The organism is Mycolicibacterium wolinskyi (genome assembly GCF_002101965.1).
GTDB lineage: Bacteria > Actinomycetota > Actinomycetes > Mycobacteriales > Mycobacteriaceae > Mycobacterium > Mycobacterium wolinskyi.
In genome coordinates this window covers 476,098-488,189 of the sequence record NZ_LQQA01000033.1, presented here as the reverse complement: position 1 = coordinate 488,189, position 12,092 = coordinate 476,098, and the positions used below count along the sequence as shown (strand labels likewise).

Annotated in this window: 9 protein-coding genes; all 9 read right to left on the bottom strand. The window is 70.1% G+C overall.

Translation table 11 applies throughout. The features are described 5' to 3' along the window. Positions 1 to 17 precede the first annotated feature (17 nt). Entirely contained in the window at positions 18 to 1,181 is a 1,164-nt protein-coding gene (gene ftsZ, locus AWC31_RS32510) for a cell division protein FtsZ (protein ID WP_067855507.1), read from the bottom strand. Positions 1,182 to 1,369: 188 nt separating this feature from the next. Next, a complete protein-coding gene (locus AWC31_RS32505) occupies positions 1,370 to 2,299 on the bottom strand; it encodes a cell division protein FtsQ/DivIB (protein WP_110775358.1) in 930 nt (309 codons plus the stop codon). Next, a complete protein-coding gene (gene murC / locus AWC31_RS32500; protein WP_067855501.1) occupies positions 2,296 to 3,753 on the bottom strand; it encodes a UDP-N-acetylmuramate--L-alanine ligase in 1,458 nt (485 codons plus the stop codon). The genes AWC31_RS32505 and murC overlap by 4 nt, the downstream gene beginning before the upstream one ends. Beyond that, positions 3,750 to 4,964: an undecaprenyldiphospho-muramoylpentapeptide beta-N-acetylglucosaminyltransferase gene (gene murG, locus AWC31_RS32495; RefSeq protein ID WP_165766101.1), complete on the bottom strand. Its 1,215-nt coding sequence runs from the start codon at positions 4,962 to 4,964 to the stop codon at positions 3,750 to 3,752. The genes murC and murG overlap by 4 nt, the downstream gene beginning before the upstream one ends. Beyond that, entirely contained in the window at positions 4,886 to 6,481 is a 1,596-nt protein-coding gene (ftsW, locus tag AWC31_RS32490) for a putative lipid II flippase FtsW (protein WP_085149284.1), read from the bottom strand. Before ftsW ends, murG begins: the two co-directional genes overlap by 79 nt. Before the next feature lie 2 nt (positions 6,482 to 6,483). Beyond that, a complete protein-coding gene (murD, locus tag AWC31_RS32485) occupies positions 6,484 to 7,959 on the bottom strand; it encodes a UDP-N-acetylmuramoyl-L-alanine--D-glutamate ligase (RefSeq protein ID WP_110775357.1) in 1,476 nt (491 codons plus the stop codon). 1 nt (position 7,960) lies between these two features. Next, on the bottom strand, positions 7,961 to 9,040 hold the full coding sequence (gene mraY, locus AWC31_RS32480; protein WP_067855488.1) for a phospho-N-acetylmuramoyl-pentapeptide-transferase: 1,080 nt from the start codon (positions 9,038 to 9,040) through the stop codon (positions 7,961 to 7,963). Continuing rightward, positions 9,037 to 10,548, bottom strand: coding sequence for a UDP-N-acetylmuramoyl-tripeptide--D-alanyl-D-alanine ligase (locus AWC31_RS32475; protein WP_085149281.1), 1,512 nt, complete (start codon positions 10,546 to 10,548; stop codon positions 9,037 to 9,039). The genes mraY and AWC31_RS32475 overlap by 4 nt, the downstream gene beginning before the upstream one ends. Further along, positions 10,545 to 12,083: a UDP-N-acetylmuramoyl-L-alanyl-D-glutamate--2,6-diaminopimelate ligase gene (locus AWC31_RS32470; RefSeq protein WP_085149278.1), complete on the bottom strand. Its 1,539-nt coding sequence runs from the start codon at positions 12,081 to 12,083 to the stop codon at positions 10,545 to 10,547. The genes AWC31_RS32475 and AWC31_RS32470 overlap by 4 nt, the downstream gene beginning before the upstream one ends. Between the last annotated feature and the right edge of the window lie 9 nt (positions 12,084 to 12,092).

Sequence of the window (12,092 nt, the reverse complement as noted above, 5' to 3'; positions counted from 1 at the left end):
CGCTGCCGGCGCCCGGCTCAGTGCCGCATGAACGGCGGCACGTCGACATCGTCGTCGGCGATGCCTCCGTCGTTTCCGTCGCCGCCGATACTGACCGTCGCGCCGTTGGTGTGCGCCGGGACGCTCACCGCATCCGTCGGCTCGAACAACGACGTGGTGACCTTGCCCGCCCGGCCCGACGCGATCGGCTGGGTCTGGGCCTGGCTCGGCCCGACGACCGGCTTACGGCTCGGCCCGGTGGTGTCGAACCCGGCCGCGATGACGGTGACTCTGACCTCATCGCCGAGTGAGTCGTCGATCACGGTGCCAAAGATGATGTTGGCCTCGGGATGCGCGGCGTCCTGCACGAGCGATGCCGCCTCGTTGATCTCGAACAGGCCGAGGTCGCTGCCGCCCGCGACCGAGAGCAGCACGCCCTGCGCGCCCTCCATCGAGGCTTCCAGCAGCGGTGAATTGATCGCGATCTCGGCGGCCTTGAGCGCACGCCCGTCGCCACGGGCCGAGCCGATGCCCATGAGCGCCGTACCCGCACCGCTCATGACGCCCTTGACGTCGGCGAAGTCGACGTTGATCAGGCCGGGCGTGGTGATCAGGTCGGTGATGCCCTGAACGCCGTTGAGCAGCACCTCATCCGCGCTGCGGAATGCGTCCATGAGCGACACCGCGGCGTCGCCCATCTGCAACAGCCGGTCGTTGGGGATGACGATGAGGGTGTCGCAGCTCTCGCGCAGCGCGGTGATACCGGCTTCGGCCTGGTTGGAGCGGCGCTTTCCCTCGAACGAGAACGGCCGCGTCACCACGCCGACGGTCAGCGCACCGAGCTTGCGCGCGATGGTCGCGACCACCGGTGCACCGCCGGTGCCGGTGCCGCCGCCTTCGCCTGCCGTGACGAACACCATGTCGGCGCCGCGCAGCAGCTCCTCGATGTCGTCCTTGGCATCCTCGGCCGCCTTGCGACCGACCTCGGGATCGGCGCCCGCGCCAAGCCCACGGGTGGAATCGCGGCCGACATCGAGCTTGACGTCGGCATCGCTCATCAACAGCGCCTGGGCGTCGGTATTGATCGCGATGAACTCGACGCCCTTCAGGCCCTGTTCGATCATCCGGTTGACGGCGTTGACGCCGCCGCCGCCGATACCAACCACCTTGATTACCGCTAGGTAGTTATGCGGGGGGGTCATGGATCGTCTTCCTCCCTGGTTGCCGTTATTGGGCGCCGAACCCCTCTCCTGCAAACTCTCAACCTCAACCATAGGCTTAGAGTTATGTCAAGTAGTTCTGCGCAAACAGAACGGTAGGGGGACAACGGGGCCTATCGCGGCAGGCGCGCCGACGCGTCACGCGGCAATTTCGGAGAATGCGCCCGAAATCACTTGACGGTCGGCAGGTCCGGACTCGAGACGTCGTACGTGCGACCGGGCTGGGTCAACAGCGCCGCGAGCTTCAGCGCCTTCTCCTTGGTGCGGTCGGTCGTCCCCCACACCACGACCCGACCATCGGTGAGCGTCAACGTGATCGACGCGACCGACGGTGCGGCGACCCGGCCGACCTGGCCGACGACCTCCGGAGGCAACGCCAACATCACCTCAAGCGCGGCCTGGGTCGCGGGATCGTTGGGACCGGGGTTGTCGGCATCGAGATACGGCAGTGCCGGCGGCGGGGGTTCGGTCGCGAAGTCGACACCGTCCCGGTCGAACAGGTGCGGACCGTCCGGATAGTCCTTGACCACGACGGGCACCCGCTCGACGACGGTGATCCGCAATGTCGACGGATACTCCCGCTGCACGCGGGCGGTCGCGACACGGCGGATGGTCGCCACCCGTTCGGCCACCGCATCGGTGTTGATCTGCAACAGCGGTGTGCCGGGCACCACCGCGGCCGCCGCGAGCACCTCCTCCTGAGACAACGCAGCCAAACCGGAAACCACCACATTGCGGGCGGACATGATCGGCGTGAAGTACAAGACCAGGCCCAGCGCCACCGCCAGCACGCTGGCCAGAGCCGTCCACAGGAGCACCTTGAGGCCTCGAATCGTACCTCTGGCAAGGGTTTTCGGCGCCTCGGCCGACGATCCGTCGACGCGGCGCTTGGCTTCGCGGCGCGCCTGTTCGATCGCGATGGCGCGATCGCGGGCGGCCCGGCGCTCGGCGCGTTCGCGGCGCGCCCGCCGTCGCGGCCCCTCATAGTCCTCCGAGGCGGCAGGCGGCATCGTCGATTCGGCCTGCGCGTGCTCGGGCTCTGCCGGATTCGATTCGGCGGCAGTGCTTTCGGGGCCGGCCTGGGGACCCGGCTCGGTCACGACGAACCCGTCCCCGACCGTCCAGGGGCGCTGCGGTTGGCCTTGATCTGCAATTCGGTCAAGATCTCGCTTCCCAGCATCGTCACGTCGCCCGCCCCCATGGTGAGCACGACATCACCCGACCGGGCCGACGCCGCCACCGACGCGGCGACCGCCGAGAAATCCGGCACATAGGTCACCGGGACGGTGACGTGCTCGGCGACCGTGGCGCCGCTGATCCCGGGCATCGGCTGTTCCCGCGCGCCGTACACGTCGAGCACGAAGACCTCGTCGGCCGTGCTCAACGCGGCGCCGAAGTCACGCGCGAATGTCGCTGTGCGCGAATACAAATGCGGTTGGAACGCCACGATCGACCGTCCACCGGCCTGATCGGCGACCATGCGGGCCGCCTCCAGCGTCGCCCGGACCTCGGTGGGATGGTGCGCGTAGTCGTCGAAAACCCGAACCCCGCCGACCGAACCGACCAGCTCGAAACGCCTACGGACGCCTTCGAATCCGGCCAACCCGTCGAGCACGACCTCGGCAGGCGCGCCGACCTGGACCGCGGCGAGCACCGCCGCGAGGGCATTGAGCGCCATGTGCCTGCCGGGTACCGCGAGCCGGATGGCCCGTGGATGCGGCTCACCAGCAAGCTGGATGTGTGCCACCGCGCCGGTGCCCTGCTGGTCCCAACTCAGCAGTGTCCCGGCCAAGTTCTCGCCGGTACTGCCGTAGCGCAGCACCCGGATCCCGAGCGCTTCGGTGCGATCGGCGAGCGCGGCCGCGCCTGGATCATCGGTGCAGGCGACGAGCGCGCCGCCGGGTGCGATCCGTTCGACGAACGAGTCGAAGACCGCGGTATAGGCCGCCTCACTGCCGAAGAAGTCCAGATGGTCGGCCTCGATGTTGGTCACCACCGCGATATCCGGCGTGTACTCGAGCAGTGAGCCGTCGCTTTCGTCGGCCTCGGCCACGAAACACCGGCCGCTGCCGTGATGGGCGTTGGTGCCGGCCTCCCCCAGATCCCCGCCGACCGCGAACGACGGGTCGAAACCGCTGTGCTGCAACGCCACGATGAGCATCGACGTCGTGGTCGTCTTCCCGTGGGTCCCGGTCACCATGAGCGTCGTGTACCCGACCATCAGCTTGGCCAGCACCACCGGCCGCAGGATGACGGGGATGCCGCGCCGCCGGGCCTCGACCAGTTCGGGATTGGTCTTGGGTATCGCCGCATGCGTCGTGACGACCGCGGTCGGCCCACCGGGCAACAGGTCGAGTGACGACGCGTCATGGCCGATCCGGATCTCGGCACCCCTGGCGCGCAGCGCCACCACGCTGCGTGACTCTTTGGCGTCGGATCCCGACACCAGGCCGCCGCGGTCGAGCAGGATGCGTGCGACACCCGACATCCCGGCACCGCCGATGCCGACCATGTGCACGCGCTCGAGCTCGGGCGGTAGTGAATTGGCGTTCACTGCGCCCTCTTTCGTTCGGCCCGTGCCACGTCCAGCACGACCTCGGCCACGCGCCGGGCCGCATCGGGATGACCCGAGAGCGCCGCGGCCGCCGTCATCGCCGAGAGTTTGGCGTCGTCGGTGAGCAGGCTGACCACGGTGTCGGCGACGAAGCTTCCGGTGAGATCGGCGTCGTCGACGACGATGCCGCCGCCCGCCGAAACCACCGGGCCCGCATTGAGGCGCTGCTCACCGTTGCCGATGGGCAGCGGCACATAGATCGCGGGCAGGCCGACCGCGGTGACCTCGGCGACCGTCATCGCGCCGGACCGGCAGATCGCCAGATCGGCTGCGGCATAGGCCAGGTCCATGCGGTCCAGGTATGGCACCGCGACGTAGGGGGGTGCGTCGGCCTGTGGCGTTGGCAGCTGCAGCGTGTTCTTCGGGCCGTGCGCGTGCAGTACCGAAATGCCGGCCGCCGCAAGCTTTTCGGCCGCGGCCGACACCGCGCGGTTGATCGACTGCGCACCTTGCGAACCGCCGAACACCAACAACACCTTGGCGTCCTCGGCGAAACCGAAGAACGCGCGGGCCTCGGCGCGCAGGGCCTTGCGGTCCAACGATGTGATCGCGGCCCGCACCGGCACCCCGACCACCTCGACGTCGCGTAGACCGGGATCGGGCACCGCGGAGAGCACCCGGCGGGCCGACCGCGCGCCGACCCGGTTGGCCAGTCCGGCACTCGCGTTGGCCTCGTGGATCACGACCGGCACCGCGCGTCGCCGCCGCGCGATGCCGCCCCTGGCCGCCAGATAGGCAGGCAACGCGACGTAGCCGCCGAACCCCACCACCACGTCGGCCTCGACGTTCGACAACACCGACCGGGTCTGGCGGATCGCCGTGCGCACGCGCAGCGGGAGGCGCACCAGATCTCCGGACGGCTTGCGTGGCAGCGGTACGGGCGTGATCAGCTCAAGGTCATAACCGCGCTGTGGGACGAGCCGGGTCTCCAGCCCGCGCTGCGTACCGAGGGCGGTGATCCGCACAGCGGGGTCGAGTGCGCGCAGCGCATCGGCCACCGCCATCGCCGGCTCGACGTGACCTGCGGTCCCGCCGCCGGCCAGCACGACCGATATCCCCCGAGAACCCTCGCTCACCCGTGACGTTGACCTTCCAGTGTGCGGGCCCGACGGCCCTGGTTTCGCTGGCCAGAACCATATCGGACCGACGATCTACCGGCCGCCACCGGCGGCTGCCCGCCGGTGCGCGCCCGGCGCGCCGGGTTCGTCTTGCGCCTGGCGGTTGACTTGGCCGGGTTGGCGGTCTTCGCGGCCTTGCGGTCGGGCCTGCGCTCCGCTTTGCGCGGCGGCTTGGCCGGGGTGCGGGCCGATTTCGACCGCAGCCGGTCGCGCACGGCCTCCAGGCGGGTGGGCACATAGGGTTCGGGAAGAGGCAGCCGCAGCAGCCGGTTCATCCGGTCGTCGCGTCCGGCGCGAAGCGCCGCGACCGCATCGGGTTCGTGGCGCGCCGCGTTGGTGATCAGGCCCATCATCAGCAGCGTCGTGGCCTGCGACGATCCGCCGGCCGAGATCAGCGGCAGCTGCAGCCCGGTGACGGGAAGCAGACCAACGACGTAGCCGACGTTGATGAACATCTGGCCCACCACCCACAGCGTGGTGGTCGCGGCGAGCAGCCGCAGGAACGGATCGGCCGAGCGGCGCGCGATCCGCATACCCGTGTAGGCGAACAGGCCGAACAGGGCCAGCAGGCCGAGCGCGCCGATGAGACCGAGTTCCTCACCGATGATCGCGAAGATGAAGTCGTTGTGGGCGTTGGGCAGGTAGTTCCACTTGGCGGTGCCCTGGCCGAGCCCGTCGCCGAAGATCCCGCCGTTGGCGAGCGCGAACCGGGCCTGGCGCGCCTGGTAGCCCGAGCCCTGCGCGTCGGCTCCCGGATTGAGCCAGGACTGCACCCGGTCGGACCGGTAGCCCTCGGACACCGCGAGCACCGCGGCCGAGACCATGACCGCGAGCATCGAGGACAGGAACACCCGCAGCGGCAGACCGGCATACCAGAGCAGGCCGAGCAGGATGATGCCCAGCGACACCGTCTGCCCGAGGTCGGGCTGGGCCACGATGAGCGCGAGCGCGATCACCGCGGCGGGCACGAGCGGGATGAGCATCTCGCGCAGCGACGCGCGTTCGAGCCGGCGCGCGGCCAGCAGGTGCGCACCCCAGATCGCGAAGGCGATCTTGGCCAGCTCCGAGGGCTGCATCGAGAAACCCGCGACGACGAACCAGCCGCGAGAACCGTTGGCCACCTTGCCGATTCCCGGAATGAGCACGAGGATGAGCAACACGATGGTGAGCGCGAAGCCGGGGAACGCCAGCCGGCGCAAGGTCTTGACCGGCATCCGCAGCGCGACGTAGAACGCCACCAGGCCGATCGCCGTCCACAACACCTGGCGGCCGAACACCGCCCACGGCGAACCGTCGGCGTCGTAGGAGTACACGCCCGACGCCGAGAGCACCATGATCAGCCCGAGCGTGGTGAGCAGTGCGGTGACGGCGATGATGAGGTGAAACGACGTCATCGGCCGACCGAGCCAGGCGCCGAACCGGGTGCGCGGCAGTTTCGCCGCAGCGGCGGCCTCCGAGGCCCCCTGCGCCGGCGCGGCGGCCGCAGCGCCTTTCACGTCACCCTCGGTTCCGCCGCCACGACGGCGCAACCGGGTGAGGATCCCGCCCACGACTACCCGATCGCGGCGCGGACGGCTGCGGCGAAGGCGTCGCCGCGCTGACCGTAGCCGCTGAACTGATCGAAGGATGCGCCTGCGGGTGCCAGCAACACGGTATCGCCCGGGCTTGCCAGCTCACGGGCGGCCCCGACGGCGGCCGCCATGACCGCATCGGAGACCGACCGGTCCCCAACTTCGATCACACGAGTCACATGAACATCATTCGACTCAGTTGACTCATTCGTCTCAAGCACCCCAGAATCCTCCCCCGTCACAAGCTCTACGACGGGGACATCCGGGGCGTGTCGCGATAACGCCTCGGCAACCAAATACCGATCGCGCCCGATCAGTACGGCGCCTGCCAGCCGATTCGCCACCTGACGTACCAGCTCATCGACCGAAGCGCCCTTCAGCAAGCCCCCGGCGATCCACACCACCCGCTCGTAGGCGGTGATGGACGCCTGCGCGGCGTGCGGGTTGGTCGCCTTGGAGTCGTCGACGTAGCGCACGCCGTCGCCCACCCCGACGACCTCGGCGCGATGCGCGCCTACCTGGAACGACGTGAGTGCGGCCGCGATCGACTGCGGCGCGACGCCGACTGCCCGGGCCAGTGCGGCCGCGGCAAGCGCATTGAGCACACCGACCGGGCCGGCCACACCGAGCGAACCGGTGTCAGCCAACTCGACGCCGTCGCCGAAGGCCCGGTCGACGAGCTTGCCTGCCCGCACGCCGAGTTCGCCCGCGGCAGGCTCACCGAGCCGGAAACCGACGTGCACCGGGGCCGCGGCCGCGGCAAGAAGACCGGCCGCGACCGGGTCGTCGAGGCCGGCCACGGCGACGCGGCCGTCGAGCACCCTGGCCTTGTCGCGCGCGTAGGCGTCCATCGAACCGTGCCAGTCCAGGTGGTCCTCGGCGACATTGAGCACCACGCCCGCCTCGGGGCGCAGCGACGGCGCCCAATGGAGTTGAAAGCTCGAGAGCTCGACGGCCAGCAACTCCGCGGGCCGGTCGAGCACCGCGAGCACCGGCTCACCGATGTTGCCGCACAACAAGCTTCGCCGCCCGTCGGCCACCAGCATGTCGTGCAGCATGGACGTGGTCGTGGTCTTGCCGTTGGTCCCGGTGACCACGAGCCAGCGCCGCGGCGTACCGAACCGGCCCGCCGCGTCCAGCCGCCAGGCCAGCTCGACATCGCCCCAGATCGGCACCCCGGCCGCTGCGGCGGCGGCCGGCACCGGTGCACTCGGCGCGAAACCCGGGCTCGTCACGACCAGCACGAAGTCGGAGATCCGCTCGACGGCGGCCGCCGGATCCATCACCGCCACGCCTTGCTGCGCCAACGCCGTCAGCGCCGTCGGGCTGTCGTCGGTGAGTGTCGCGGCCACGCCAAGCGGCGCCAGTGCCGCCAGAACCGCACGACCGGTGATGCCGGCGCCGGTGACGAGCACCGGCGCACCCGTCGTCAGCGGAGCCAGATCCGATTCGGACACGTCAGGCCCCGACGGCGGTGAGCCACTCGCTGTAGAACAGGGCCACGCCGAGACCGCAGGCGATCGCTGTCAGCAGCCAGAACCGGATGATGACGGTGGTCTCGGCCCAGCCGACCAACTCGAAGTGATGGTGGAACGGCGCCATCCGGAACACCCGGCGGCCCGTCGTGCGAAACGCCATGATCTGCACCACCACCGAGGTCACCTCGGCCACGAACAGCGCGCCGAGGACCACCGCGAGGATCTCGGTCCGGCTCGTCACCGACAGGCCCGCGATGATGCCGCCCAGCGCGAGCGAGCCGGTGTCGCCCATGAAGATCTTGGCAGGCGCGGCGTTCCACCACAGGAACCCGATGCACGCGCCCGCCGTCGCGGCCGCGACGAGCGCCAGGTCCAGCGGATCGCGCACGTTGTAACAGCCGAGGCCAGGCGCCGTCGCGCACGCGTTGCGGTACTGCCAGAACGTGATCAGCACGTAGGCCGCACACACCATCGCCATCGCGCCCGCGGCGAGCCCGTCGAGCCCATCGGTGAAATTCACGGCATTGGACCAGGCGCTGACGATCACCACGCAGAAGATCACGAAGAGCCAGGGCGCCAGCGTGACGGTCGCGATCTCGCGCACGTACGACAGCTCGGCGCTGCCCGGGGTCAGGCCGTCGCCGTTGCGGAACTGCAGCGCCAGCACGCCGAACAGCACCGCGGCGACCAACTGCCCGACCGTCTTCGCGGTCTTGTTCAAGCCGAGGTTGCGCGACCGGCGCAGTTTGATCAGGTCGTCGATGAAACCGACCAGGCCGAGCGCGGTGGCCAGCCCCAGCACGAGCAGACCCGAGGCCGACGGCCCCTCGCCGCCGAGTGCCACACCCACGAGATGCGTGCCCAGATAGGCGGCCCAGATGCCGGCGACGATCGCCACGCCACCCATCGAGGGCGTGCCGCGCTTCTTGGCGTGGCTGGGCGGGCCGTCCTCGCGGATCTCGTGGCCGAGGCCCTGCTTGGTGAACAGCCGGATCAGCGCAGGCGTCAGCAGGATCGACACCGTCAGCGCGATGCCGACGGCGATGAGGATCAGTTTCATACGGCGGCGTCCCCGACGGGCCCGGCGACCAGCGTCTCGGCCAATGCGCCGAGACCGACCGAGTTGGATGCCTTCACCAGCACCACGTCCCCGGGCTGCAGTTCATCCTGCAGCAGAGCCAATGCGGCGTCGGCGTCGGCGACCATGGTGGACTCGGACCCCCACGAACCCTCCATCACCGCGCCGTGGTGCATGGCGTTCATAGTCCTCCCGGATCCCACGACGAGTAATCGAGAGACATCTAAGCGCACCGCGAACCGGCCGATCGCGTCGTGCTCGGATATCGCGTCGTCGCCGAGTTCGGCCATCTCGCCCAGCACCGCCCAGCTGCGCCGCTTCCCGCCGCCCTCGCCTGCGCTTTCCCGAGCCATCCAGGCCAGTGCCTTGAGCCCGGCCCGCATCGAGTCGGGGTTGGCGTTGTATGCGTCGTTGATGATCGTCACGCCGTCGCCGCGCGTGCTCACCTGCATGCGGCGCCGCGACACCGGACCGGCGGCCGACAGTGCCGAGGCCACCTGCGGCAGCGTCGCGCCGCATTCCAGCGCGACCGCCGCCGCACACAGCGCGTTCGACACCTGATGGTCACCGTGCACCGCGAGTTCGATGTCGGCCTGCGCGTGCGCGGTGTGCAGCGTGAACCGCGGCCTGGCGAGTGCGTCGAGCGTGACCGGGCCGGCCCACACATCGGCACCCGGTGACCGCGACACCCGGACCACGCGTGCCGTGGTCTCCTCGGCCATCGCCGCAACCGCGGTGTCGTCGGCGTTGAGGACCACCACGCCCGACGGGCCGACGGCCTGCGGCAGTTCGGCTTTCGTCTTCGCGATGGCCTCGCGCGATCCGAACTCGCCGAGATGCGCGGTGCCCACGTTGAGCACGACCGCGATCGACGGCGGGGCGATCGCGGCCAAGGCCGCGATGTTGCCGCGATGCCGGGCCGACATCTCCAAGATCAGGAAGTCGGTGTCGGTGGTCGCGCGCAACACTGTCCACGGATGGCCGAGTTCGTTGTTGAACGAGCCGGGCGGCGCGATCACCTCACCCAGCGGGGCCAGCACGGCCGCCAGCAGGTCCTTGGTCGAGGTCTTGCCCGACGATCCGGTGACCCCGATGATCGTCAACCCACCGGCCACCAACTCGGCGGCCACCGCGGCGGCCAGCCGGCCGAGCGCGGCCAGTACCGCCGCACCCGAACCGTCGGTGTCGTACTCCAGAGCCCCCGAACCGGAATCCGTGGCGCCGGGCTCGGGCCGGACCACGATCGCGGGCACCCCGACCGGTCGAGCGGCCAGCACCGCGACGGCACCGGCAGCCACCGCGGACGCGGCGAAATCGTGGCCATCCGAGCGGGCGCCCGGCAACGCCAGGAACAGACCGCCGGAGCCGACCGCACGGGAGTCGAATTCGACGGTGCCGGTGACTCGCGTCGCCGCGGCCTGCTCGGGGGTGATGTCGGCCAGCTCACCGCCGACGATCTCGGCGATTCTGGCGATCGTCATCTCGATCACGCGCGTGACTCCAATGCCTCCAGTGCTGCGGCCAACTCGTCGCGGTCGTCGAACGGCCTTGTCTGTCCGCCGGCGGTCTGCCCGGACTCATGACCTTTACCCGCAATCAGCACGATGTCCCCGGGCCCGGCCCACGCCACGGCGTAATCGATGGCTTCCCGGCGGTCGCCCACTTCGACCACCTTCGCATTTCCCTCGGCAGCCACCGCCCCGGCCATGATCGCCGCACGGATGGCTGCCGGGTCCTCGTCGCGGGGGTTGTCGTCGGTGACGACGACGAGATCGGCCAGTTCAGCCGCAACTCGCCCCATGGGCTCGCGCTTGCCCGCATCGCGGTTACCCCCGGCGCCGAACACCACTGCGATCCGGTGGGTCGCCGCGCTCGTCCGCAACGTTTGCAGCACTGCCTGCAGCGCGCCCGGCTTGTGCGCGTAGTCGACAAGCGCCAGAAAGTCCTGTCCCCGGTCGATCGGCTGCAGCCGGCCCGGGACCGTGGCCGAATGCAGACCGGGCGCGGCCTGTTCGGGCGACACCCCGACGGCGTCGAGCAGTGCGAGCGCCAGTGCGGCGTTCGCGACGTTGTAGCGGCCGGGCAGCCCGATCCCCACCTGGTGATGCACACCTGCCGGATCGGCCACCGTGAACTCCTGCGCACCCGGGCCCGCGACGGCGATCTCCTGCACGCACCAGTCCGCGTTCGCACCTTCCGTGCTCACCGTCACGGGGTTTTCGGCACGGGCGGCCATCGCGGCCCCGGCCTCGTCGTCGACGCAGATCACCGACAGCGCCGCGTGATTCGGCGACTGCGGATCGAACAGCCGGGCCTTGGCCTCGAAGTAATCGTCCATCGTGGGATGGAAGTCGAGGTGGTCGCGCGACAGGTTGGTGAACCCGCCGACGGCGAATCCGATGCCGTCGACACGGCCGAGCGTCAACGCGTGGCTGGACACCTCCATCACCGCGGTGTCGACCCCCTCCTCGACCATCACCGCCAGCAGCGCCTGCAGATCGGGAGCCTCCGGCGTCGTCAGCGCGCTCGGAACCGCCCGCCCGTCGATCCGCACGCCGACGGTGCCGATCAGTCCCGCCACCCGGCCCGCCGCGTGCAACCCGGCCTCCACGAGGTAGGTGGTCGTGGTCTTGCCCGACGTACCCGTCACGCCGATGACCCGCAGCCGGTCCGCGGGCCGTCCGTACACGCGCGCCGCCAACTCGCCGAGAACCGACCGCGGATCCGGATGAACCAGGACCGGCACGTCGAGTCGGCCCGCCAACTGCGCGGCCCCGTCCGGATCGGTCACCACGGCCGCGGCACCGCCCGCGACGGCATCCGCTGCGTACCGGGCGCCGTGCGCCGACGAACCCGGCAGCGCGGCGAACAAATCCCCCCGCACCGCGTCCTGACCACGCAGGGTCACCCCGGTCACGAGTATGTCGGGAAGCGCCGAACCGGCAGCGGGGACAGCCCCGACCGCAGCGGCCAGCGGCACGAGATGATGGCCGACGGGACGGCTCGGACGCAGCTTCATGGCCATGCAACAGTA